The following is a 23,382-nucleotide window of genomic DNA, read 5'->3' as shown; positions in this document are numbered from 1 at the left end:
AACATAGTTATTCTCTATTTATTATACCAAAAAAGCAAGCCTACCAGCTCACTTCTTGTATCTTTATTTCTTCAAAACAACTTCCCAATCATTGGTGAAGCCTAAGTGGTATAAACGGATACTGGATTGGTATTTCGTAAATAGTGCTCTTAAACGCAAAATAAAATCTTTATTCCATTTTTCATTGTCACCATATAGCTGTTTAATGGCATACAATTGAGCCATGAGGCGATTTTTAATTTTGATATTTTCAGTCATAAAAGATGGAAGTTGCCGGGGAATTTTTGTAAAACTTCTATAATACAATCTACCATAATGGGCACAATAATTTCTGAGGACAACTGCGACTTCAAGGTAGGTACGAACTTGAGTTGTTTTTAATTTTAAATCCTGAGCAATAATACTTTGAATGTCATTTAGACTGTCAGCATAAAATTTAGAAGTCATACCAAATGAGAAAAATTCAACCAAGACCCAGAGAGGAAATTCGCCATCATACTTAAGTTGATGATGTTTATAAACAGGATCTTTTCTTCGATAGCTTAACTCTTTTTCGAGATTCTCCATAAACTCTTCGTGTTTATGAAACTTATTAAAGTTTTGGCTGTTTTTATAAGCTAATGCACCATATTGGTTGGCATGATGATAGGCTATTTGTGTCCTAAAATATAATTCAATATCTTCAAGATACTCCATTAACAGTAGTCTGAGTTCTGAATCAAACTGATAGAGGCTATAAACCTTTTCTAGGGATATTTTATTATTATTATATTTTTGAGTCTTTTCATCTCTGAAAGGTAAAAAATAAGCAGTTAGCCGATAATAATTGATACGTTTCAGAATATTGATAGCATATTCCTCGGAGGTTATATTCTCGCATCCGTGTTCAACTAGTTTGGCTACCTGCTCTTCAAAAGTCTTAAATTCTTTAATTTCCATCCCATCATCCATATAAAAAAATGTCCGCCTTGTCACATCAGAGAGAGAGGTGGGCGGTCCTATTGATTTCATTTTACTAAAGTTATCCGTAATTTGTCAAGGATTAAGAAATAATCCTTCTCTATTCTTCTTCAGGATAAGTCATGCCCCATTCTCTGCGCAGCTGGCTCATGATCGTCATGACATCCTGGGTGTAGTCTAGGTGCATGGTGTTTTCGATGCCAGCAACAGCTTTTTCCATATCTGCTACTTCATAGGCAAGGGCCTGTGCGGTGTCTCCTGCTTCGATTATTTCTTGATGACCGTCATCAGTATAGGTAATAACTGCCTTTTGACCGCGGGGATACTCGTAAAGTTCAATATAGCCCTTGTCGTAAGCGATAGTGCCACGTTTTGGCTGCTTAGCATGAAGACTGAGAGCAACCGTTGCCATCTGCCCTTCCTCATTGGTTAGGAGAATTCCCACCTGCTCATCCACACCGGTTGGTGCTAGCTTAACCTGCGAAGCTATTTGATTGGGGCTTGACGTCATAAACCAGCGGACAAAAGAGAGAGCATAAACGCCAATATCCAGCAAGGCACCTCCTGCTAAATCGCGATTAAAGAAACGATTTGTCATGTCATAATCCTTATAGCTGCCAAAATTCATCTGAATGAGCTTTAGTTCCCCTAGTCTGCCAGCATTCACAATCTCTGAGAGTTTGCGGTAAATGGGCATATGAAAAATGGTCATGGCTTCTGCTAAGATAACATGATTTTTCTCAGCTAGCTGGACAGCCTCGGCTAATTCTTCTGAATTTAGAGTGATAGACTTTTCGCAAAGAACATGTTTCCCATGAGCTAAGGCCTTGCGTAAAAAATGGATATGGGTGTTATGCGGAGTCGAAATATAAATAATATCAACCTCTGGATCCTCAAAGACCTCATCAATAGTTTCATAGACTTTGGCAATGCCATATTTTTGGGCAAAAGCTAAGCCCTTATCATAACTGCGATTAGCTACCGAGTAAAGTTTTCGGCCTTGATCTTCTAAGGCTTGCGCCAGTTGATTAGCGATAACGCCTGTTCCTAAAGTTGCCCAATTATAGTGTTTGATTTGTGCCATGATTTCCCTTTTTTTTTATTTTATGCTTATCCTGTTCTTTTATTATAACAGAAATCAGATAAAAATACCCTTTAGATGAAACAACAAAAGCACCAGCTCAAAAGAGTTGGTGCTTTCTAGGAGATTTATGAAAAAGAAAAGTTTTAGGATATCCTATTGCTAGGATGACTATAGTATAGTCGGACTAGCTTAACTTGTCCTTAAACTTTTCTTTCAGAAAACTTAAAGTTCTTTTTTCTTTTTCTTAATGTCTAAAATGTCTCACACCGGTAAAGATCATAGTAATACCGTGTTTGTCAGCCATGTCAATAGACTCTTGGTCGCGGATAGAGCCGCCTGGCTGAATAATGGCCTTGATCCCTGCGGCTGCGATTTCTTCTACATTATCAGCAAATGGAAAGAAGGCATCAGAAGCAAGGACAGCACCATCAAGATGATCTTTAGCTTGGTCGATAGCAATACGGACAGAAGCCACACGGTTGGTTTGCCCCGGACCAACACCAAGAGTCATGTGGTCGTTTGTTATGATAATACCGTTAGACTTGACATACTTAATCGCCTTCCAAGCAAACTCAAGGGCTGTTTTTTCAGTTTCACTTGGCTGGCGTTTGGTAACAACCTTCCAGTCAGCCGGATTCTCTTCAATAACATCTTGATTTTGCACAAGGAGCCCTCCGACAACACCTGTCAATTCTTTTTCAGTCTCACTAGCTTCCTGAGATTCAAATGGCAGCTCAAGGATACGCAAGTTTTTCTTTTTAGTAGTAAGAATGGTTAGTGCTTCATCAGTGTAGCTTGGTGCAATGATAATTTCAAGGAAAATACTATGCATTTTCTTTGCTGTTGCTGCGTCAACTTGGCGGTTAAGAACTACGATACCACCAAAAATAGAGACTGGATCGGCTTCATAGGCATAGTCCCAAGCTGTCTCAATGTCGTCAGCTTGGCCAATACCGCATGGGTTCATGTGCTTAAGCGCCACAACGGTTGGACGCTCTCTGAAGTCACGAATGATGCGAATGGCCGCATCAGCATCACGGATATTGTTAAAGGACAGCTCTTTACCGTTGAGCTGTTTAGCAGAGGCGATAGAATAGTCTGTTGGCAGGGCTTTTTGGTAGAAATCCGCATCCTGCTGTGGATTTTCACCGTAGCGCATTGGCTGTTTAAGGTCGTAAGTAAGGGTTAGTTTTTCAGGCTTGCTTTCGCCGACTTGGGCGGTGAAATACTCAGCAATCAAGGCATCATAAGCTGCGGTATGGCGGTAAACCTTGGCTGCCAAGCGCTGGCGCATTTCAAATGTCGTCTGACCTGCGTCAGCCAGTTCTTCTAAAACAAGAGCATAGTCGGCTGGATCAACCACAACTGTCACACTGGCGTGGTTTTTTGCTGCCGAGCGCAGCATGGAAGGACCGCCAATGTCAATATTTTCTACAGCATCCGCATAGGTTACATCTGGTTTGAGGATGGTTTCCTTGAATGGGTAGAGGTTAACTACGACCAAATCAATAAGTTCGATATTGTTGTCCTTAGCCGCCTGCAAATGGCTGTCAAGGTCTCGGCGAGCCAAGAGCCCGCCGTGGATATTTGGATGAAGGGTCTTGACACGGCCGTCCATCATTTCAGGAAAACCAGTCACATCATCGATAGCAATGGTTGCAACCCCAGCATTATCAAGGGCAACCTTGGTTCCACCAGTTGAGATGATGTCCCAACCTAAGTTTTTAAGTTCTTGGGCAAATTCAACAATGCCCGTTTTATCTGAGACGCTGATAAGTGCGCGTTTAGTCATAATGAAGATACCAAGTCCGACTAGAAGGCGACTGAAAAATAGGAAACTAGACATAAACGCTTGTGTCTAGGAGATGTTTCTCTTTTTTCCGAGCTTTCTGGACGGCTTCAATTCCTTTCTTTTTAAAGTGTCTTCCTTTGAAATTTAATACTTAAAATAAGCCTAAGATCTTTTAATTATTGAGTAAGTCATAAAAAGTAAATTCATCTATAACTTCTATATCCTGACCTTTAAGTTTTAACCGTTCTGCTTTCTTCTGTTTTGAAGACTTTTCTCCCTTAAGAATAGCATTATAATCATTATTACCTAATATTAAATAATTAGTTTGTTTAGTTACATTCTTATCTAAAACCCCACCAAGATTTACCACTATTTGCATAGCATCTCGTCTAATCATTTTTTCCAGTTTCCCAGTGAACACAACATGTCGACCGTAGAAAAAATTGTCCTCATCTATATCAACAGTTGTTGGGGCTATTGATTTAATATCAATACTCTTCCCACCATTATACTTACTGTTTACCCATAGGTTTTCTATTTTTAGACCTTTCTTACCCATCGTTGATTTTATGTCATCATATAATTCCTTTGTCGCAATACAATCAGCAATGGCACGATGCTCATTATTATAAAGCCCCAAATATTTAGTTAAGTCAGAAAGCCGATAATGTTTTAATTCTGGATATAATTTACGTGCAAACTGAATAGTATCCATATATCTATTATCAAGTAATTCTTTAAATCCTTCATTAAGAAACCTAATATCAAATGAGGTGTTATGACCAATAATGATATCATCTCCAATAAATGCTAACACCTCTTCTTTAACATCCAATATGGATGGCATATTTGCAACCATCTCATTTGTGATACCTGTTAATGAAGTTATAAAAGGATCAATTTCATACTTCGGCTGAATTAGTTGAGAATATCGTCCTACAATTTTATTATCTCTAATTCTTAGAATACCAATTTCAATTACTTCATCATAATAAGCTGACAATCCTGTTGTTTCAGTATCTAAAACACAATAATCAGAGATAATTTGTTTGGTGTAGTTTGTGCTTTTCATTATTCAATTCCTTCGTAATTGTATAGTTAACCTATAATTTTAGTTCTTGTTTATCAATTCTTTAATAACTCTTGGATAGAGTTGATACTCATGTTTATGAATCCGCTCTTCAAAACTTTCAATGGTGTCGTCTGGCAGGCGCGGCACGCGTACTTGCTTGATAATTTTCCCTGTGTCAACGCCACTGTCTACCCAGTGGATAGTGACACCGGATTGGTTAACACCGGCATTCCAAGCATCTTCTATTGCGTGAGCACCGGGAAATTCTGGCAGGTAGGCTGGGTGGATATTGATGATACGGCCTTGATAGGCTGCCAGTAAGGTCGAACCTACGATTTTCATGTAGCCTGCTAGGCAAATCAGGTCAATCTGATGCCGATCCAGCAAGTCAACGATAGCCTGTTCATAAGCAGCCTTGCTGGCAAATTCTTTGAGCTCAAAGGCGTAGCTTTTAACATCTAGATTTTTAGCACGCTCCAAGACATAGACACCGCGGTGGTCAGAGAAAACAAATGCAACTGGGAATTGTTCTGCGATAACTTGGAAATTCGAACCGTTACCACTTGCAAAAACAGCAATTTTTTTGCTCATTATTTCATCACCACACTTGCATCAGCCTTCTTCACGATACGGCCCAGCTCATAAACGGGTTCATCAAGCAAGTCTTTGACACGGTCAACCTTTTGGGGGCTGACAGCCAGCATGAGACCAATACCCATATTGAAGATTTCAAACATTTCTTCGTGTTTCAGCTCGCCGTATTTTTCAAGGGCCTTAAAGATTGGCAGCACTGGCAGCTTATCTTCTTCAATTTCTGCTGCCAGATCGTCCGCAAACATACGCGGGACATTTTCGATAAAACCGCCGCCTGTGATGTGGGCGATTCCATTTACCAATTCTTCTTTGATAAGCGGCAGAGCTGCTTTAACGTAGATACGTGTCGGTTCAAGCAGAACTTCTTTTAGCTTTTTGCCTTCTAACTCTGGAAGCTCCTCTTCGCCCGTATAATCTGCAAAAACCCGGCGGACAAGCGAATAGCCGTTTGAGTGAATCCCACTGGAAGCAAGGCCAAGGAGAACATCGCCTTCTTTGACTTTGGAGCCGTCAATCATCTGTGATTTTTCAGCTACACCGACTGCAAAACCAGCCAGGTCATAATCCTCCTCGCCATACATACCAGGCATTTCAGCGGTTTCACCGCCGATAAGGGCAGCGCCGGATTGCACACAGCCTTCAGCAACGCCAGCTACGACTTGCTCCAGCTTAGCCGGATCATTCTTCCCGGTCGCGATATAGTCAAGGAAGTAGAGGGGCTCAGCACCAGCAGCGATAATGTCATTGACACACATGGCCACACAGTCTTGACCGATAGTATCGTGCTTGTCGTACTTGATGGCTAACATAAGCTTGGTGCCAACACCGTCAGTACCTGAAATGAGGACTGGCTCCTTGACAGCAACCTTGGACAAATCAAACATACCGCCAAAACCACCAAGCGCTCCCATAGCACCAAGACGCTCGGTACGCGCCACATGTTTCTTAATACGTTCAACCACTTCATAGCCCGCTTCAACATCAACACCAGATTGGGCGTATGCATTTTTATTTTCAGACATAATAGTCCCTTTCTATTTTTAGAAACTCTATTGTACTGCGATGTTTTGGTAAACACCCTTGTTATCGAGAAGAAAGTGGAGCCTAGACCTCATGGAGATATTTAACTCCCTTACTTCCACTAACCAGGCAAACTTATTGCCACCATTTTTTACGTTGGGATTTCCAATTTTTAGAGACTGCTATCACAGCTGCTGCTCCAAAACTCACAGCCACAAGACCCAACAAGATCTTATCGGAAATTGCAAATTCATAGTGGAAATCCTTGTTTTTACTATGATCGCTTGCACGAATATCTAATTTCATGGCTCTTTCCTTTCATTCTATACTCACTGATAATCAAGGATTGACAAAGGCAGACCGATGCAGATTGGTATAGAGTGCATCAAAGAGATCTACTGCTGCCAAGGTTGATTGCCAAAGAGTCTTAGTAAAAACTCGTTTTCTCTTCCAAACTCTTACGATAGTCTTCTTCGTAATCATAGAGCGGAGTTGGATACTTCCCATCAAAGTAAGCTACACAAAGACCGCCATTGGGTGCATCTGTCTCAAGGCCTATAGAGGCTATCAAGCCATCAAGAGATAAATAAGTCAAACTATCTGCCCCAATGATCTCGCAGGTTTCCTCGACAGTATGATTAGCGGCAATCAATTCCTTACGTGTCTGAATATCAATCCCATAAAAACAAGGATAAGCCAGCGGCGGACTGGCAATAGCGACATGAACCTCTGCCGCACCTGCTTCACGCAGGAGCTGGACAATACGGCGGCTGGTTGTTCCTCTCACAATAGAGTCATCTACCATAACCACGCGCTTGCCTTTGACAATGCTAGACACCGCAGATAGTTTCATACGAACCCCTTGTTCCCGCAATTCACGTGTCGGCTGAATAAAAGTACGCTGTGTGTACTGGTTTTTAATCAAGCCCATTTCATTAGGCAGTCCTGATTCTTCGGAAAAACCGCTGGCTGCTGAAAGTGATGAATTAGGCACCCCGACTACAATATCGGCCTTATGTTTAAATTCCTGTGCCAAACGGCGACCCGTATTCTTACGAGCCGTATGAACATTAACACCGTGAATCACACTGTCCGGCCGTGAAAAGTAAATGTATTCCATTGAGCAGATAGCTAATTGCGTCTCATCTGTATAGCGATCATAGTGGATCCCCTCTTTATCAATGACCACTAATTCTCCAGGCTTAACATCGCGAATCCACTTGGCACCGACTACTTCAAAGGCACAGGTTTCAGAGGAAACGACAATGGCACCGTTCGCCATTTTCCCGATAGAAAGAGGACGAAAACCATTTGGGTCAAGGGCCGCTATCAGCTTATCTTCCAACATGACAAGATAAGCAAAACCGCCTTTAACTGTATTGAGAGCTTCCTTGACCTTACCGATAAAACTAGGATTATGGCTGCGCCGAATGAGATGAGCTAAGATTTCCGTATCTGATGATGATGAAAAAATAGCACCACTATGTTCTAATTCTTTCTTTAAGGTCTGTGTATTTGTTAAATTTCCATTGTGAGCCAAACCAAACTCCATATCATAGAATTTGAAATGGAAGGGCTGAATATTATCAATAGAAGCCTCACCAGCTGTTGCATAACGAACATGCCCAATAGCTGCCTGACCTGTTAACTTCTCCAGATTAGCTGGATTTTTAAAAACTTCTGAAACCAGACCTGTATCACGATGACGCAAAAGTTTTCCTTGATCATTGGATAAGATACCAGCTCCTTCTTGCCCGCGGTGCTGGAGGCTGTGAAGGCCAAAATAAGTCACCTGCGCAGCTTGGGGATGTCCCCAAATACCAAACAAACCGCATTCTTCATTAAGAGATTTTACTTCGTATGTCATTATGTTTTTCCTAATTATCTTTTTGTAGCTCTCCTTAGGCAGCGGGGAGGCTCTTAGCTTTCTTCGCTGACTTTCTCCCAAATATCACTGCGGCGGAGAGATACGGTTAGAGCTCGCTTCACTCACAATTTTCTCTAATAGTCATTACAATTAAATTTTGAGGAAGCTCTGTGCTGTTCAATCTATCTATTTCCCAGTAAAGTAGGCTACTGCACTGCGGAAAAGATGCTGATCTTTATTTCCCGGAATATTTTGGAAAAGACCGTCTTCGTAGCGTTCTGAATGTCCCATTTTACCGATGATTTGACCGTTCTTGCTTGTGATACCTTCAATAGCATTAACAGATCCATTTGGATTATATTTGGAATCCATAGAAGGCTTGCCGTTAAAGTCCACATATTGGCTAAAGATTTGACCATTGTCACGAAGCTCAGCAAATTCTTCTGCTGTCACGACAAACTTCCCTTCACCATGAGAAACGGGAATAGTGTGAATATCACCGACTTTAACGCCTGCCAACCATGGTGAATTGGTGTTGGTAATACGGGTTTCTACCATTTTAGCCACGTGCTGATTGGCATCATTGCAGAAAAGGGTAGGACTGGTTTCGGAAACTTTTTCAAAGTCACCATAAGGCAGAAGACCTGATTTGACAAGAGCTTGGAAACCATTACAAATACCAATCATTAAGCCGCCTTTTGCAATGAAGCTGTCAATAGCTGTGCGAACTTTTTCATTGAGTAAGATATTAACGATAAACTTAGCCGATCCATCTGGCTCATCTGCTGCTGAGAAACCACCTGCAAAGAAGATGATGTTAGCCTTGACAATGTTGTCAACCATAGTGTCAACCGAAGCAGCAATAGTTTCTTCACTGAGGGTCACAAATGGTATCATGCTGACAGCAGCTCCTTCTTTCTCAAAAGCCTTGGCTGAATCATATTCTGAATTAGTGCCAGGAAAAACAGGAATATAAACAAGCGGCTGCTCAATTTTTTCTTTAGCTTGGATAACAGCATTTGAAGCAAGAGCTGGCAGATCTTGCAAATCCTCACTTTGTTCAAATTCAGTTGGATAAACTTCTGCTAAGGTCCCTTCAAAGGCATTGAGTAATTTAAGACCGGATAAGTTGACATCATTGACAGTTACTGTAAAGTCTGCGACTGTCTGACCAATTTTAACCACATCAGCAATAGCTTCTGTTGATGTAAAGATAAATCCGCCAAGCTGTGCTGTCAAGCAAGCAGAAAGCTCTGCCAATTCTACTTTAGCTCCAATGTGATTACCAAAAGCAGCCAGTGCCAAACTTTCAATGACACCGCCATATTTAACAGCAGACGCTGAAGTGATATGATGGGCTTTTTGAATGGCTTCAAATTTAGCAAAATTAGCTTTTATAAGATCAAAGTCAATATCTTGAGAGATGGCTTGACCTGGAATATAGTAAATATTTTGACCGGCTGCTTTGAATTCTGGAGATAGAACCTGATGGCTGTCAGCTGTTGTGACACCAAAGGCAACCAAAGTAGGCGGTACATTTAATTCTTCAAAAGTACCTGACATCGAATCTTTACCGCCAATGGACGGCAAACCAAGCTGCATTTGTGCTTCGATAGAACCTAATAAAGCTGCGACTGGCTGTCCAAAGCGTTCAGCTTCTTTATCCATACGCTTAAAATATTCTTGATATGAAAAACGAGCTTTAGACCAGTTTGCTCCTGTCGCAACAAGACGAGCTGTTGCTTCAATAACGGCATAGGCTGCACCGTGGTATGGCGACCACTCAGCAAGATAAGGATTGAAACCTTGTGCCATTACAGAAGCTGTCCTTGTCTCACCATCTTGAACCGGCAGTTTTTGCACTGAACTTTCCGCTGGGGTGATTTGGTAACGGCCGCCAATGGGATGATTGACAGTTGAGCGGCCAACGGAAGAGTCAAAGATGGTTTGAAGACCCTTTTGACTGGCATGGTTAAGGTCAGATAAGACCTTGATGGTATCTGCTTCAAGGGTTGCAGCTGAGGTGGTGCCTTGTTCTGGCATATCAGCTGGACTATCAACAACATTGGCATCAACCACCACACGCACCCCATTTGTATCAAGGAAAGCGCGTTCCAAGTCAACTATAGTATCGCCATTCCAAGTCATGACAAGATTGGGCTTTTCAGTTACGGTTGCCACCGCAACAGCATCAATATTTTCCTTATGGCATTCAGCAATAAAAGCATCAACATCTTTTGGACGAACGACCACTGCCATACGTTCTTGCGATTCTGAAATGGCAATTTCTGTTCCGTTAAGGCCTTGATATTTAAGCGGTACCTTATCTAGATTAATGTTAAGGCCATCTGCTAATTCACCGATAGCCACACAAACACCGCCAGCACCAAAGTCGTTGGATTTCTTAATCAGACGCGTCACATCGCCATTGCGGAAAAGACGTTGAATCTTTCGCTCTTCAATAGCATTTCCTTTTTGAACTTCAGCGCCAGCTGTTTCTACAGATGCAGCGGTTTGAACTTTAGAGGAACCTGTAGCACCGCCGACACCGTCACGCCCAGTTTTACCGCCAAGTAAGATGACCACATCACCAGCTTCAGGTTTTTCACGGACAACATTTTCTTTTGGCGCTGCCCCAACAACCGCACCAAGTTCCATACGTTTAGCAACAAATCCTGGATGGAAGTACTCTTTGACATAAGTTGTCGCCAGACCAATCTGATTCCCATAGGAAGAGTAGCCATGTGCTGCCGTCTTAGAGATAACTTGCTGCGGTAATTTCCCTTTGCGTGTTTCAGCGATTGGAGCTGTAATATCCCCTGCACCAGAGATACGCATGGCCTGATAAACATAAGAACGGCCTGACAAAGGATCGCGAATCGCACCGCCAATACAGGTCGCAGCACCCCCAAATGGCTCAATCTCAGTTGGATGATTGTGGGTCTCATTTTTAAACATAAGAAGCCAAGGCTCTTTTCGACCTGCAACATCCACTTCAATCTCAACCGAGCAGGCATTAATCTCATCAGACACTTCCATGTCATCCAAACGACCATTAGCACGTTCGTAACGACCAAAAATGGTTGCCATATCCATCAAGGTCTGTGGTTTTTCAGAACGTCCTAATTCATCACGCATAGCCACATATTTATCATAAGTAGCTTGCAGCTGTGCCTCAAATTTTGAAGCTGAAAAGTCAATATTCTTCAGCTCTGTCTCAAAAGTCGTGTGACGGCAGTGGTCTGACCAGTAAGTATCCAAAACCTTGAGCTCAGTTTCAGTTGGCACGCGCCCGATTGACTTGAAATAATCTTGAATGAAGACCAGATCAGCCACTTCCATAGCTAAACCTTGCTCGGCCTTATACTGAGCAAAGTCCTCAGCCGTATAAGTCTCAAAAAAATCGAGCTGAGGAATGGTCTTATCTGACTCAGAAAAATCTTGCCGGGCGATAGGAGCAGTAATATCTTTAAAACGCGAATCAACTGGATTCAATAAGTATTTCTTCACCGCATCCAGCTCAGCAGCAGCAATATCTTGATTAACAAGATAAAGCTGTGACGTATTTACTGTCACCTGGCTGTTGCTGCCAAGCAAAAGCAAGGCTTCTTGAGAAGAGGCTGCCCGCTGGTCAAACTGACCCGGCAAACTTTCAATAGCAAAGAAAGCCGAATCTTTCAGTGCTTTTGTCACTTGTTCCTCATTTAAAATATGATCTGTTACTTGTTCTGAAAAAATATGTTTTTCCGCACGCGCAAATAAGTTTTCTTCTAGATTAAAGACATCATAAACCTGCACAATACGCAAAGTTTTTAATGAGCTTAATTGTAAATGATGCGTCAGCTCTTTAACCAGCGACTCTGATTTAATGCCAAAGTTTGTTTTTTTCTCAACGAAAATACGTTTATCCATCAACAAGCTACCAAGTCCGACAAGAAAGCGAAAGAAAATAGGAGGCCATCTGAAATCAGAATTTCAGAAACAGGCTGTCTTTTTTCCAAGCTTTCCGGACGGCTTCAATCCTTCCTTTATTCTTTTTGAATGTGATGGAAAGGCAAAACTGCTTTCGCCTTTCCCTAACTCAATTTCAATTAACATCTCAATTCCCATAACCGTTTACCGGCCTAGGTCTTTTGACCCTTAGGATAATATCACCCAGCAGTCTTCTATTGCCCCTCAGAATCAGTCTAGCTCTTTTCTTTCAGTTCCCCAGTACAATAAAAAGACCTCAGGTTTAGCTTAGGTACTCTTAGACTTGAAGAGCTGCTACTAGTCTTAATTTAATAATTGCAATTTTTCCCAAACGACTTCATAAACATCTGTCAGCTCACCAAGACTTCTTCGAAAGACATCCTTATCCATATGGTTTCCTTTTGCGTCCCAAAGCCGGCAGTTGTCTGGTGAAAATTCATCTGCTAAGATAATCTTACCCTCTTGATCAAAACCAAATTCTAATTTAAAATCAATTAATTTGAGACCAATTTGATCGAACCAAGCTGACAAAAGTCCATTGATGCGACGCGTCTCCTCTTTCAGGAAAGCAATCTCTTTCTCATTAGCAAGTTTTAAAAATGTTACATGTTCATCATTGATAAAAGGATCATCCAAGTCATCATTTTTATAATAAAACTCAACAATTGGCTGTTCCAGCTCAATACCTTCTGCAAGACCAAAACGTTTTGAAAACGAACCGGCGGTCACATTACGCAGAACAACTTCCAGAGGAATAATACGGACTTTTTTATTCAGCTGTTCTGTTTCTGAGATCTTTTCAATAAAATGTGTTGCAACACCTGCTGAATTTAATTTTTCAAAAATAAAAGACGAAATCTGATTATTGAGCTGCCCCTTACCTGCAATCTGTTCCTTTTTCACACCATTGAAGGCGGTTGCCTGGTCCTTATATTGAGCAATAATCACATTTTCGTCTTCCGTCGCAAAGATATCCTTTGCTTTACCTGAATAAATAAGTTGTCTGGTCATCAAAATGTTCGCCTTTCCTAAAGTATTCATCTTATTTTAACATACATCAAGCTTAAATTCAACATGACACAAACTTTATAATTAAATTTCAAAAGAACATTCGTTTTTTACGAATGTTCTTTTGAAAAGTTATTCCCTTACAGCCCATCTTTTTTCTTTTCTTTCTTTAATTCTAGCTCCAATACAGAATCACCTAATATGGAAGCATAAATCGCAAAATCAAGGTAGATATGTTTAAGATAAGTTACTAGATTGACTTCACTATAATGATAACCATACTTGTAGATGGCCAGTTCCGCAAGTAAAAAACTAGCAGAAAGAAGTGCTAAAAAAATGAAATCAAGTAATTTTCGCACAAGCACTTCAAATCCCGATAAATGACTAATACGAATCATATTAATGGTACGGTACTGAAATTCCTTGCCAAAGCTAGAAACACCTAGGAAAACAAACATAATATCAGCTACAAAGGAATAGCTGCTAATAAGACTGCCCGCTCCAAAGTGTGTACGGCAGTAGCCATCAGCAACAATGATAAGAGCTCCCATAAGTAATGTCAGTACCATGAAGACAACAACACTTTTTGAGAGAAGCCCTTGCTTTAAAAATACACTTCTTTGCTTAGTTTTCATCGAAAAATACCTCACTTAATCCTGCCTTTTCATATTGGATAACAATCCCTTCTTTAGTTAGCTTATCTTTAACTGCTTGAAGATCATTAACAACAATAGTGTGATTTTTTCTCTCAAAGGTGATACCATAGCGCGTCAAGATAGCGATGAGATCTTTAAGGCTCCTATCTTCGCTGTAAATCTTATATTTAGCATGTGCTTCATCATCAAGACAGGTTAGCTGATGATGACGAAGCAAAAAGTTCTTGTTACACACCTGATCTAAATTGGCTAAGATATGGCTTGAAATGATAAATGTAATGCCGTATTGCTTTGCTAATTTGTTGATAAGATTCAGCAAACTGTTAATGCCTTTAGGATCCAGTCCATTTGTTGGTTCATCCAGCAAAATGAATTCATTTGAAGCAATTAAAGCAATAAAAAGTCCCACACGCTGTCTCATACCAAGAGAGAGCTTAGAAGCTTTTCGATTGAGATAAACTGTTACATCAAGAGCTTCTTTAAACTGATCAATAATAGCATAGTCCTTGCCATATAATTTACAATAAAACTTAAGATTTTCTTGAACACTAAGATAAGGATAAAGAGCAGGTTCTTCAATGAGGGCTCCCACACTGTCTGTATACAAATCACACTTTCCAACAGCACCAGGCAAAATACCAGAAATAATCTTCATCAGGGTTGTTTTCCCTGCACCATTATCCCCGATCAATCCAGCAATATCTCCCTTGTCTAAAGCAAAAGAAACATTATCCAATACCGTTTGTTTGCCAAATTGAAAATGAAGCTGCTTAACTTCTAAAACTGACATTGTCTCTTCCTTTCATAATGAGAACATCTTGATGGCCATCCATCTAGCAGCTGATCAGGCTGTGTAATAGCAAATAGTTTGATTAACCGCCATAGTCCAAAATTTAATCCTATCAATAATAAAAGACCAAAATCATTTTTCCTTCATCATATAAATCTTTAACATCCAAGCAAGAGTTTTTGCTTGGACGGTAAAGACTTATATTATTTGCTGCTATTTCCAGCACCAATATGCCCATTCACAGCTAGTTTCAAAGCAAGCATAATAATAATGAACAAGCCCAATAAGCCGCCAATATCTGCTGTTTGGCTAGTGAGCCATTTAATAACTAATAAAAGCGACGCTATGATAACAATAAACCATGCAAATAATTTTTTAGTCATATTCTTCTACCTTATAAAGCAGCAAAAGTAGCTGCAACTGCTGCAATAGCAATAGCACGTCCAGTAGCGTAGCCAGCTTGATAAGCTGAGAAGCCGCCGATAAGCTCTGACAGTTCATTCACTGTCAATGTTTGATATGAAACTTCCATTTGTTACCTCCGATAAATTCAAGTAAGAAACTGCTCTCATGTTTTGACTTACCATCCGCGATGGAAACCTTTTGCAAAATCATGAGCGGCATCGCCAATCGCTTTAAGAGGGTTAAAACCGCCTTCAATAGCAGCTAACTCGTCATCCGACAATGTCACAAAATCCATTTTGTTTTCAACCATATGTCTTCTCCCCTTTCTTCACCATTTAATTCTAGAATTATCAGCTATCAGATTACTCTATCAAGCTATGCCCTTATTATAAAAAGGGAGGAAACTAAAAAGTAGTGACAAAAATGTCACCTGAGCAATAATTAAAAAGGATTTAGCCTTCGTGTCGCTAAATCCTTTCATTCGCTATTTTTGATTTCATTTTTGAGGACAGGTAAAGCCAGACTCACTTGCTGCCAAGATAAGTCTCTTTGCTGTAAGTTGACCATGAGCCTTAAACAGTCCCAAAAATGATTCTTTTATTCTTTCAATCTATGAGAAAGATAAGTTGTCATCTCTCCCATGGATTGTATGGCTTCAACATCTTCATCAGGAATAGTCAGGTTAAACTCATCTTCTAATGAAATAACAAATTCCATTAATGCGATTGAATCGACATTTAAATCATCCTGAATATTAGTGTCCTTTGTAATCACTAAATCCTTGTTATTTAATTGCTCCTTGATAGTAGTTGAAATTTTTGTAAAGATTTCGTCTTCAGTCATCAGCATCCCCTTTCTTTGAAAACTCATCTACAAGCTGACCGACAACATTGGTTTCCAGCATAGTACGCACTTGTTTTATCGTATAATAAACAGATTTGGCATCACTAGAACCATGGCATTTTACCACAGGAGCCTTCAGCCCAAAAAGAACTGCTCCGCCTGCTCCTGAATAATCCAAAGAGTTCTTCATATCATAAAGGCTGTTTTTAAGCAGCAAGGCCCCTAACTTAGCTCTTAAGCCGCCTGCTTGGATAGAGCTTTTAAGTTGGCGCATAATGCCCAAAGCCGTTCCCTCGATAGATTTCAAAACAGCGTTTCCCGTGAAACCATCTGCTACAACAACATCTGCCACACCATCCATCAAATCGCGTGCTTCAACATTTCCTATAAAATGAAGAGAATCATCAGCTGCTAACAGTTCAAAGGTCTCCTTACGCAAAGGATCCCCTTTTGTCGTTTCAGTTCCATTATTTAGTAAACCAATCCTTGGATTAGCAATCCCGTTGACATTTTTGGCATAAAAAGAACCCAAAATAGCATATTGGTGCAGATGATGAGCCGTATTTTCCGCATTGGCTCCTAAATCAAGCATATTAAAGCCCTTACCGTCAACTGTCGGCAAAGAAGACATCAAACCGGGACGGTCAATATTTTTGATTCTTCCAACAACAAATAAACCCGCAGCCAGCAAAGCCCCTGTATTACCAGCTGAAATAACAGCATTTGCCTTGCCGTCTTTAACAGCTTGAGCACCTAAAACCATGGAAGCCTGCTTTTTCTTTCGGACTGCCTTAACAGGCTCATCATCAGAAGCAATCTTTTCAGCCGTATGGATGATGCTAACCCTTTTTTCTGCTTTTAAATATTTTGTGATAGCCTCTTTATCACCATAAAGCTGAATTTCTATATCTGAAAATTCTGCCAGAGCCTGATTAACACCTTCGACAATAGCCTTAGGTGCATTATCGCCTCCCATAGCATCAATTGCAATTTTTTTCATTTCAATTTCCTTTTTGACAATTATGTTTAATTATACCACGAACAAAAGAGTCCTAAATGTTACAAACAGATAACAAATACGATTAAAATAGACGCCAAACACTTGAAAACTGCTCAATAATACCAGCCCCTTCACAAAAGAAAAGTCTCTAGCAGCAGACAAACTACAGTTTTTTAGCCCTTTGATTTCTCAGCTTTCCAATAGCCTAAGAATCTGGAGGATCGTTTCTTTATCAGCTTTTCTGGGCAGGATATGATTTTGATGATGCCCCAGCCGATCCACTGCTGTTATAGTAGATGCTCTGGTAACACCATAGGTTTTTACCAGCTTTTTCCCTACTGGATTGTCAACATTGACCCAATAAAAGGGTGTCTGGCTTTTATAATGCGTTATAGCTGATCTTTCTGCCTGATAATTGGATTGGCAGGTTGAGCAGCCCACCTTATAAAAACAATAAATAACAGGCTTTTGGAAGCTTTCTTTTTGGAGAATAAGATCTCTATCCAGCGTAGGGGTATTTTGCTTTTCACCTTTAAGAATCGGTCTGTCTCTATACCTTTTAAAGATCAGCTCAATAGGAGAGCCCACTTTTTGAACAAAAGAGAAACGCTTATAAACATCATAAGCTCCATACATCAATAGAAGCAAGATGATCACAATAGCAAAACGCTGTTTTGATTTTCCCTTTAAAAGATTTTGCTTAACGGCCATAGATATCCTTTTTCTATTTTTGTCCATTATATACTTAATTTACCCTATTGTCTATTGATACTCTCCCAAACTCTTCAAACCAAGCCAGTTTTACCTGGCCCTGCTAGCAGAAAGGGCAGTATCATCTTCAAACTCAAAATCTCTGCTGGAGCCTGCTTCCTCCTTTGCTCTGCATGAGTAGAGTATGGACTGCAGCTTTCAGACCAAGTTTATACCAATCTCTTCTTAGGTGTCAATAACAGTTCTTTTTATTTCATTATTTGTCCCCATTTGTCTAAATCATCAATAAATTTTTTACTCTTCAAACGCAGCCCAACATAATTGTCATAGATATCATCTATAAACAGTCTTAATTTTTTTTTCATATCGGCTTTAATCGTAATCGTTTTTAAATCATCAAAATGAAGTGACTGAAAGCGATCCAAAAGATAAAAAATATTGGGGTCCAAATGGCTGCGGCGTTCATCTTTGTCATAATGTTTAGGGCACAGAAGTCCTGTATAACGGTAAGAAAAATCGAAAGCTAAGCCAACGCGATGGCAAAGAGCGCATTCATGAAAGTTAAGCCAAACACCAAAGCGCTCTAAAATCTGTACTTCAAAGATATTGGTTAAAATTTCATAATCAAGGCCTTCATCCATCAATTCTAAGGTCTTTACCAAAAAGGAAAAGAGATGAGCATCATAAAAACCATCTGAAATGGCAGCATCAGCCAGAGCTACTATATAAGAAGCATAAGCTAATTTATAAATATCTGCATTAATTTCTTTAAAAATAGTAACTTCCTGATAATCTTCAATATAAGAAAGCCCAGACTCATTAATCTTTAAGATAAAATCAGCTACTGTTAGGGGCTGAATAACTGATGATAACCTTGATTTCCCAGCCTTCCTAACAAAAAACATGTGTTTTCCTGAACTCTCCGTAAAAATTTTGACCAACTTATCATCCTCTCGAAAGGGACGATTATAAAGTATCAAACCGCGGCTTTTCTTAGTCTGCATATTGCTCCATAAATTCTTGCAGGCGTTTCATCGCCTCTTTAATTGTTGTCATACTTGCCGCATAAGAAATTCTCAAATAGCCTTCTCCATACTGCCCAAAAGCCACACCTGGAATAAAAGCAACGGCTTTTTCTTTAGCAAATTTTTGTAAAAATCGAAAAGAATCCTGCCCTTGCGCAAGAGGAATTTTAGCAAAAATATAAAAAGCGCCGTTAGGTCTAATAATTTTAAAGCCTATTTTCTCCATTTGTTCTATAATATAATCCCGACGTTTAATATATTCCGCTTTCATAGGCAGGGCATCATCTTTACCCTTGGTTAAAGCCTCAATAGCAGCATATTGAACACTGGTAGCAGCTGCCGTAACCAGATACTGATGGCTTTTAATAAGCTGAGCTGTAAAAGCAGCGGGTGCAAAAATAAAGCCTAAACGCCATCCTGTCATAGCATGAGATTTTGATAATCCTGAAATTAGGATTGTCTGATCAGGCAGATATTCTGCAATAGATACATGGGGCTCATCCGTATAAGTTAACTCTGCATAAACTTCGTCACTAATCACAAAAATATCATATTTCTTAAGAACATCTGCCAAAGCTTTTATTTCTTGGCGAGAATAAGTGACACCTGTAGGATTTGCTGGATAGTTCAAAATGACTGCTTTCAAGGAGCTTCCTTCTGCCAAGATAGCCTTCTCTAACATTTGAGGAGTCAAAACGAAGTCATTGCCCCTTGTATCAATCTCTACCACTTCAGCACCAACTAGATTAACAATCGGTTCATAACCAGGATAGGCAGGTGCTGGAAGCAAAACCTTATCACCAGCTTCTAAAATAGCAATCAAAGTAGCCGACAGGGCTTCTGTCGCTCCAATAGTGACTAAAATTTCATTTTCTGCTTGGTAAGAGAGATGGTATTTTTCCTTGACAAAAGCACTGGCTGCCTGACGTAATTCCAATAAACCTGCCATGCCAGTATAGTGACTTTTATCTGCATCAATCGCTTTTTTAGCAGCTTCCTTAATATGATCCGGCGTTGGAAAATCCGGTTCTCCTAGAGTAAGTTTTAGAATTCCAGGAATATCTGAAATTGATTGATCAAACTGACGAATCATAGAAACTTCAATCTGATCTAAATTTTTATTAAAATGCTTTGTTAAATCCATAGTAGAGCTCCCTTGCAACGCTATTAACACTATTATACAAAAAAATAAATCGTTTTTCACCTAGATCTAAAATAAATAAGGATAAGACTTCTTGTCCTATCCTCTTGATGGATGCTAACTAACAATTAACTTATCTGCAGCCCAGGCAAAACAGCCAATTGAGCTTATCTTCTAAAATGATCAATGTCATGCCACTTTATCATCATTCTATTTTTAACTAGGATTAGTAAATTCAAATAATGGTGAAAGCGGACGTTTTTCATGGATACGGATAATAGCTTCTGAGATCAAATCAACAATAGAAATTTGCTCAATTTTATCAATTAAACGATTTTCTGGCAGATAAATCGTATCTAATACCACTAGTTTTTTGATAGCTGAATTCTGAATATTATCTAAAGCAGAGCCAGACAAAACAGGATGAGTACAGGAAGCATAAACAGCAGTAGCTCCTGCTTCTGCTAAAGCATCAGCTGCATGAGCAATTGTTCCTGCCGTATCAATCATATCATCTATTAAAATGCAGGTTTTACCAGCAACATTACCAATAATATGCATCACTTCACTCGTATTCATTTTATTAACACTGCGGCGTTTATCAATAATGGCAATAGGGGTCCTTAGAAATTGCGCTAATTTTCGAGCTCGCGTCACACCACCATGATCAGGACTAACAACAACATAATCACTGCCACACATACCGCGGCGCTCAAAATAATCTGCAATCAAGGGAGCCCCCATTAAATGATCCACAGGTATATCAAAGAAACCTTGAATCTGAGCGGCATGAAGATCTACCGTTAATAAACGATCAACACCAGCCACAGCCAGCATATTAGCAACAAGTTTAGAGGTAATGGGTTCACGAGAACGCGCCTTACGATCTTGGCGAGCATAGCCGTAATAAGGCATAACCACACTGACTGTTTCCGCACTAGCACGCTTAAGAGCATCAACCATAATTAAAATTTCCATTAAATGATCATTCACTGGTAAGCTGGTTGATTGTAAAATGAAAACATGTTGCCCTCGAATAGATTCTTCAATATTCACTTGGATCTCACCATCAGAAAACTGACGAACTGTTGATTTGCCAAGATCAATTCCTATTGTTTTAGCCACTTTTTCCGCTAATTCCCTATTTGAAGAAAGTGCAAACAATTTTAAATTAGAATAAGACATGATACCTCCAAAGATTTCCTTCCTTATCATTTTAACATTTTTTGATGTTTTTTCAATTATCATCAATAATAAAAATAAGGGAAGTAAAAAAGATGAGCGATCTCAAAATAATATCTTTCATTTTTTTAAATAGCTCATTTTCAAGCAACCTTTATTAGCCATTAAAACTAGCTCTGTTGGCTTATGATTTACAAACAAAAATCAATCTTCCCTAATTATTAAAAACTTCCACAACTGTCTCTTGCTAAATTAGATTTTCAACAAATAAAAAAGAGACCTAAAGACTTTTGTCTTCGATCTCTAAAATCATTTCTTAATTTGGATAAATATAGCTTACGCTACCTGGATTGAACCAGCCACGATAGTTACCAATTGATTGGTTTCCAGCATAGTTAGCTTCTTGAACTTGGATTTGGCCACCATTAACACCAGTTACATAAGCAACGTGACCGTAACCTCCATCGTTCCATACTGCTACAGCACCAGCTGATGGTGTAGAACCAACTCTATAACCTGCCGCTGCTGCACTTGCAGCCCATTGACCACCATTTCCCCAGTAGTTACCAACCCAAGGAGCTAATGATTTAACTCCCCAAGTACATTGACCTGCTGGATAAGTATTAGCTGATGAAGTATTGGCAGCTGGAGTACTTGTTTGACTTGCTGCGGCTTGCGCTGCTGGAGCAGCTTGTTGCGTATTTTGTTGATTGGTTGAAGCTGAAGCAGATGAAGAAGACTGTTGTGCAGAATCCTGTGCTGCTTGCTGTGTATTAGCATTATTTTGTTCAGCTGCAGGTGCTGCGGCTTGTGCCTGTTGTCCTTCTGATGTTTGTGCTTGTTCAGAAGCTTGCGCTGCTTGCTGTGCTTTTTGTTGAGCTGCGGCTTGTTGTTCTTGAAGGGCTTTAGCCTCTTGTGCCGCTTTTGCTTGGGCTGCTGCCTGAGCCGCTGCGGCTTGGCGAGCTGCTTCTTCTGCTGCAGCTTTCTTAGCAACTAAAGTAGCTTTTTGATCTTTAGCTGTTGTCAACTCAGATTGCAGGTTCAACTTAGCTGCTTCTAATTGTGCTTTTTGAGTTGTTAAAGCATCCTTATTTTGAGCGATAGTAGCTTGGTTGGCTGCAACTGTATTAATAGCTGATTGATTTTCTTGTTGTTTTTGCTCAATAGCTGCTTTATCATTTTCTTGTTGCTTAAGCATTGTTTGATTAGCAGAAACAACTTTACGGATAGCAGAAACACGATTAATAGCATCAGAAACTGATTTTGAGTTTACAATTGCATTAATATAGCTTGAAGCTGTGCTGCTCTTTTGTGCACTACGAGCTTGTTCTTTCAATGAATTGTTACGTGCAACAATTTTTGATGAAAGATTTTGAATTTGTTGGCCTAAAGCAGCTGACTGTGCTTCTAACTTTTGATTTTCAGCTTGTAATTCAGCCTGTTGTGATTCTAATGTGCTAACTTGACCTTGGATCGTATTAACTTGACTTTGCGCTTCTTGTTGCTGCGCAGTTAAATTATTGATTTTTGTATCTTGCGAAGCAATCTGCGAGTCAAAATCGTCAGCACTAACTGTTGATAATGTTGATGCAGAACTAAGGGTTACACCACTTAAAAGGACTGCGGATAAGATTCTTTTTTTCATTCTAAAATAACTCCTTTTCGATAAGACCCTATAATTATAACAGAAAAAGGAAGGTGTTTTGTTACAGAAGTGTTACAATATCGTTTAAAATGCTTTAACGGTGCGTTTCACAAATAGATTTTCTTCAGCTGTTTCTGTAATAAAAGAAAAAGAAGCATATTAAAAATAAGAGAAGGTGCTAAATTGTAAGTAATAAAGTCACTTAAAGGGTAGCTTGTTAATCGATATAAATAAGCTAAGCCAATACTTGTCAAATCCAGCATCGACACCGATACAAAATAAATTAGAAAGCATTGGAGCCTTTTAGGGGCAACATGTTTCCAAGCTTTTATAGTTAACACGATAAAAGAAGGAAAAAGGATTGTTGCTATAGCTAAATTATAAATGCCTAAATAATAAAAATCATAAATAATACCTAATGAGACTGAAAGGAAGAAAACATAATAGGGATTAAAGAAAATAGTGTAATATAATAGGAAAATAATCATTATATGGCTGGTTATGACAAAATCACCATGGAATAAAAATCTAAAAAACAAAGAAATTTGACCATCTAATAATAAAAGGATTAAAGCAAGCAACGATGCAAGCATTTTATTCTTAAAAAAGACCATA

At 39.6% G+C, this 23,382-nt stretch carries 23 protein-coding genes; all 23 read right to left on the bottom strand.

Annotation, left to right across the window (positions count from 1 at the left end):
* Positions 1 to 63: 63 nt before the first annotated feature.
* A complete protein-coding gene (locus STRMA_RS07770) occupies positions 64 to 939 on the bottom strand; it encodes an Abi family protein (RefSeq protein WP_040841883.1) in 876 nt (291 codons plus the stop codon).
* A 121-nt stretch (positions 940 to 1,060) separates the two neighbouring features.
* A complete protein-coding gene (locus STRMA_RS07765; RefSeq protein WP_003081413.1) occupies positions 1,061 to 2,044 on the bottom strand; it encodes a Gfo/Idh/MocA family protein in 984 nt (327 codons plus the stop codon).
* A gap of 244 nt (positions 2,045 to 2,288) precedes the next feature.
* Positions 2,289 to 3,836: a bifunctional phosphoribosylaminoimidazolecarboxamide formyltransferase/IMP cyclohydrolase gene (purH, locus tag STRMA_RS07760; protein WP_040841880.1), complete on the bottom strand. Its 1,548-nt coding sequence runs from the start codon at positions 3,834 to 3,836 to the stop codon at positions 2,289 to 2,291.
* 172 nt (positions 3,837 to 4,008) lie between these two features.
* A complete protein-coding gene (locus STRMA_RS07755) occupies positions 4,009 to 4,908 on the bottom strand; it encodes an exonuclease domain-containing protein (protein WP_003079802.1) in 900 nt (299 codons plus the stop codon).
* A 39-nt stretch (positions 4,909 to 4,947) separates the two neighbouring features.
* The gene (gene purN, locus STRMA_RS07750) at positions 4,948 to 5,499 is read right to left on the bottom strand and encodes a phosphoribosylglycinamide formyltransferase (RefSeq protein ID WP_003081611.1); all 552 of its coding nucleotides are present in this window, start codon (positions 5,497 to 5,499) and stop codon (positions 4,948 to 4,950) included.
* Positions 5,499 to 6,524: a phosphoribosylformylglycinamidine cyclo-ligase gene (gene purM / locus STRMA_RS07745; protein ID WP_003080371.1), complete on the bottom strand. Its 1,026-nt coding sequence runs from the start codon at positions 6,522 to 6,524 to the stop codon at positions 5,499 to 5,501. Before purM ends, purN begins: the two co-directional genes overlap by 1 nt.
* 133 nt (positions 6,525 to 6,657) lie before the next feature.
* Complete coding sequence (locus STRMA_RS09700; RefSeq protein ID WP_003082123.1) at positions 6,658 to 6,828, bottom strand: hypothetical protein; 171 nt, start codon at positions 6,826 to 6,828, stop codon at positions 6,658 to 6,660.
* Between the two features lie 121 nt (positions 6,829 to 6,949).
* Complete coding sequence (gene purF / locus STRMA_RS07740) at positions 6,950 to 8,389, bottom strand: amidophosphoribosyltransferase (protein WP_003079937.1); 1,440 nt, start codon at positions 8,387 to 8,389, stop codon at positions 6,950 to 6,952.
* Between the two features lie 186 nt (positions 8,390 to 8,575).
* Positions 8,576 to 12,301 carry a phosphoribosylformylglycinamidine synthase gene (locus STRMA_RS07735; protein WP_003081715.1) on the bottom strand — a complete coding sequence of 1,242 codons (3,726 nt, stop codon included), beginning with the start codon at positions 12,299 to 12,301 and terminating at the stop codon, positions 8,576 to 8,578.
* A 363-nt stretch (positions 12,302 to 12,664) separates the two neighbouring features.
* The gene (gene purC / locus STRMA_RS07730) at positions 12,665 to 13,372 is read right to left on the bottom strand and encodes a phosphoribosylaminoimidazolesuccinocarboxamide synthase (protein WP_040841632.1); all 708 of its coding nucleotides are present in this window, start codon (positions 13,370 to 13,372) and stop codon (positions 12,665 to 12,667) included.
* A gap of 137 nt (positions 13,373 to 13,509) precedes the next feature.
* Positions 13,510 to 13,938, bottom strand: coding sequence for a hypothetical protein (locus STRMA_RS07725; protein WP_142743715.1), 429 nt, complete (start codon positions 13,936 to 13,938; stop codon positions 13,510 to 13,512).
* A gap of 55 nt (positions 13,939 to 13,993) precedes the next feature.
* Complete coding sequence (locus tag STRMA_RS07720) at positions 13,994 to 14,815, bottom strand: ABC transporter ATP-binding protein (RefSeq protein ID WP_003080336.1); 822 nt, start codon at positions 14,813 to 14,815, stop codon at positions 13,994 to 13,996.
* Positions 14,816 to 15,018: 203 nt separating this feature from the next.
* Entirely contained in the window at positions 15,019 to 15,198 is a 180-nt protein-coding gene (locus STRMA_RS07715; protein ID WP_003079457.1) for a hypothetical protein, read from the bottom strand.
* An 11-nt stretch (positions 15,199 to 15,209) separates the two neighbouring features.
* Positions 15,210 to 15,347, bottom strand: coding sequence for a hypothetical protein (locus tag STRMA_RS09815; protein WP_003081237.1), 138 nt, complete (start codon positions 15,345 to 15,347; stop codon positions 15,210 to 15,212).
* Between the two features lie 48 nt (positions 15,348 to 15,395).
* Positions 15,396 to 15,530, bottom strand: a complete 135-nt coding sequence (locus tag STRMA_RS09695) for a class IIb bacteriocin, lactobin A/cerein 7B family (RefSeq protein ID WP_003078572.1) — start codon at positions 15,528 to 15,530, stop codon at positions 15,396 to 15,398.
* Positions 15,531 to 15,817: 287 nt separating this feature from the next.
* A complete protein-coding gene (locus STRMA_RS07710) occupies positions 15,818 to 16,063 on the bottom strand; it encodes an acyl carrier protein (RefSeq protein ID WP_003080987.1) in 246 nt (81 codons plus the stop codon).
* Positions 16,056 to 17,063, bottom strand: a complete 1,008-nt coding sequence (gene plsX, locus STRMA_RS07705; RefSeq protein ID WP_003082158.1) for a phosphate acyltransferase PlsX — start codon at positions 17,061 to 17,063, stop codon at positions 16,056 to 16,058. Before plsX ends, STRMA_RS07710 begins: the two co-directional genes overlap by 8 nt.
* A 189-nt stretch (positions 17,064 to 17,252) precedes the next feature.
* Complete coding sequence (locus STRMA_RS07700) at positions 17,253 to 17,774, bottom strand: hypothetical protein (protein ID WP_003080356.1); 522 nt, start codon at positions 17,772 to 17,774, stop codon at positions 17,253 to 17,255.
* A 248-nt stretch (positions 17,775 to 18,022) separates the two neighbouring features.
* Positions 18,023 to 18,778, bottom strand: a complete 756-nt coding sequence (recO, locus tag STRMA_RS07695; protein WP_003079447.1) for a DNA repair protein RecO — start codon at positions 18,776 to 18,778, stop codon at positions 18,023 to 18,025.
* Positions 18,768 to 19,943 carry a pyridoxal phosphate-dependent aminotransferase gene (locus STRMA_RS07690; RefSeq protein WP_003081731.1) on the bottom strand — a complete coding sequence of 392 codons (1,176 nt, stop codon included), beginning with the start codon at positions 19,941 to 19,943 and terminating at the stop codon, positions 18,768 to 18,770. The genes recO and STRMA_RS07690 overlap by 11 nt, the downstream gene beginning before the upstream one ends.
* A 213-nt stretch (positions 19,944 to 20,156) precedes the next feature.
* Positions 20,157 to 21,125: a ribose-phosphate diphosphokinase gene (locus tag STRMA_RS07685; RefSeq protein WP_003079921.1), complete on the bottom strand. Its 969-nt coding sequence runs from the start codon at positions 21,123 to 21,125 to the stop codon at positions 20,157 to 20,159.
* 313 nt (positions 21,126 to 21,438) lie between these two features.
* Complete coding sequence (locus tag STRMA_RS07680; protein WP_003079347.1) at positions 21,439 to 22,767, bottom strand: CHAP domain-containing protein; 1,329 nt, start codon at positions 22,765 to 22,767, stop codon at positions 21,439 to 21,441.
* A 107-nt stretch (positions 22,768 to 22,874) separates the two neighbouring features.
* Positions 22,875 to 23,381: a rod shape-determining protein MreD gene (gene mreD / locus STRMA_RS07675; RefSeq protein ID WP_003081103.1), complete on the bottom strand. Its 507-nt coding sequence runs from the start codon at positions 23,379 to 23,381 to the stop codon at positions 22,875 to 22,877.
* Position 23,382: the final 1 nt, after the last annotated feature.

Origin of the sequence: Streptococcus macacae NCTC 11558, from assembly GCF_000187995.2 — a bacterium.
In the GTDB taxonomy this organism is placed as follows: domain Bacteria; phylum Bacillota; class Bacilli; order Lactobacillales; family Streptococcaceae; genus Streptococcus; species Streptococcus macacae.
Note: the sequence above shows the minus strand (reverse complement) of the source record. Positions and strands in the feature narration are given on the sequence as shown.

What these genes read in the sequence shown, in the direction of transcription:
- STRMA_RS07770 (WP_040841883.1), bottom strand. Translation starts at nt 939, where the DNA reads ATGGAAATTAAAGAATTTAAGACTTTTGAAGAGCAGGTAGCCAAACTA.
- STRMA_RS07765 (WP_003081413.1), bottom strand. Translation starts at nt 2,044, where the DNA reads ATGGCACAAATCAAACACTATAATTGGGCAACTTTAGGAACAGGCGTT.
- purH (WP_040841880.1), bottom strand. Translation starts at nt 3,836, where the DNA reads ATGACTAAACGCGCACTTATCAGCGTCTCAGATAAAACGGGCATTGTT.
- STRMA_RS07755 (WP_003079802.1), bottom strand. Translation starts at nt 4,908, where the DNA reads ATGAAAAGCACAAACTACACCAAACAAATTATCTCTGATTATTGTGTT.
- purN (WP_003081611.1), bottom strand. Translation starts at nt 5,499, where the DNA reads ATGAGCAAAAAAATTGCTGTTTTTGCAAGTGGTAACGGTTCGAATTTC.
- purM (WP_003080371.1), bottom strand. Translation starts at nt 6,524, where the DNA reads ATGTCTGAAAATAAAAATGCATACGCCCAATCTGGTGTTGATGTTGAA.
- STRMA_RS09700 (WP_003082123.1), bottom strand. Translation starts at nt 6,828, where the DNA reads ATGAAATTAGATATTCGTGCAAGCGATCATAGTAAAAACAAGGATTTC.
- purF (WP_003079937.1), bottom strand. Translation starts at nt 8,389, where the DNA reads ATGACATACGAAGTAAAATCTCTTAATGAAGAATGCGGTTTGTTTGGT.
- STRMA_RS07735 (WP_003081715.1), bottom strand. Translation starts at nt 12,301, where the DNA reads ATGGATAAACGTATTTTCGTTGAGAAAAAAACAAACTTTGGCATTAAA.
- purC (WP_040841632.1), bottom strand. Translation starts at nt 13,372, where the DNA reads ATGACCAGACAACTTATTTATTCAGGTAAAGCAAAGGATATCTTTGCG.
- STRMA_RS07725 (WP_142743715.1), bottom strand. Translation starts at nt 13,938, where the DNA reads ATGGTACTGACATTACTTATGGGAGCTCTTATCATTGTTGCTGATGGC.
- STRMA_RS07720 (WP_003080336.1), bottom strand. Translation starts at nt 14,815, where the DNA reads ATGTCAGTTTTAGAAGTTAAGCAGCTTCATTTTCAATTTGGCAAACAA.
- STRMA_RS07715 (WP_003079457.1), bottom strand. Translation starts at nt 15,198, where the DNA reads ATGACTAAAAAATTATTTGCATGGTTTATTGTTATCATAGCGTCGCTT.
- STRMA_RS09815 (WP_003081237.1), bottom strand. Translation starts at nt 15,347, where the DNA reads ATGGAAGTTTCATATCAAACATTGACAGTGAATGAACTGTCAGAGCTT.
- STRMA_RS09695 (WP_003078572.1), bottom strand. Translation starts at nt 15,530, where the DNA reads ATGGTTGAAAACAAAATGGATTTTGTGACATTGTCGGATGACGAGTTA.
- STRMA_RS07710 (WP_003080987.1), bottom strand. Translation starts at nt 16,063, where the DNA reads ATGACTGAAGACGAAATCTTTACAAAAATTTCAACTACTATCAAGGAG.
- plsX (WP_003082158.1), bottom strand. Translation starts at nt 17,063, where the DNA reads ATGAAAAAAATTGCAATTGATGCTATGGGAGGCGATAATGCACCTAAG.
- STRMA_RS07700 (WP_003080356.1), bottom strand. Translation starts at nt 17,774, where the DNA reads ATGGCCGTTAAGCAAAATCTTTTAAAGGGAAAATCAAAACAGCGTTTT.
- recO (WP_003079447.1), bottom strand. Translation starts at nt 18,778, where the DNA reads ATGCAGACTAAGAAAAGCCGCGGTTTGATACTTTATAATCGTCCCTTT.
- STRMA_RS07690 (WP_003081731.1), bottom strand. Translation starts at nt 19,943, where the DNA reads ATGGATTTAACAAAGCATTTTAATAAAAATTTAGATCAGATTGAAGTT.
- STRMA_RS07685 (WP_003079921.1), bottom strand. Translation starts at nt 21,125, where the DNA reads ATGTCTTATTCTAATTTAAAATTGTTTGCACTTTCTTCAAATAGGGAA.
- STRMA_RS07680 (WP_003079347.1), bottom strand. Translation starts at nt 22,767, where the DNA reads ATGAAAAAAAGAATCTTATCCGCAGTCCTTTTAAGTGGTGTAACCCTT.
- mreD (WP_003081103.1), bottom strand. Translation starts at nt 23,381, where the DNA reads ATGGTCTTTTTTAAGAATAAAATGCTTGCATCGTTGCTTGCTTTAATC.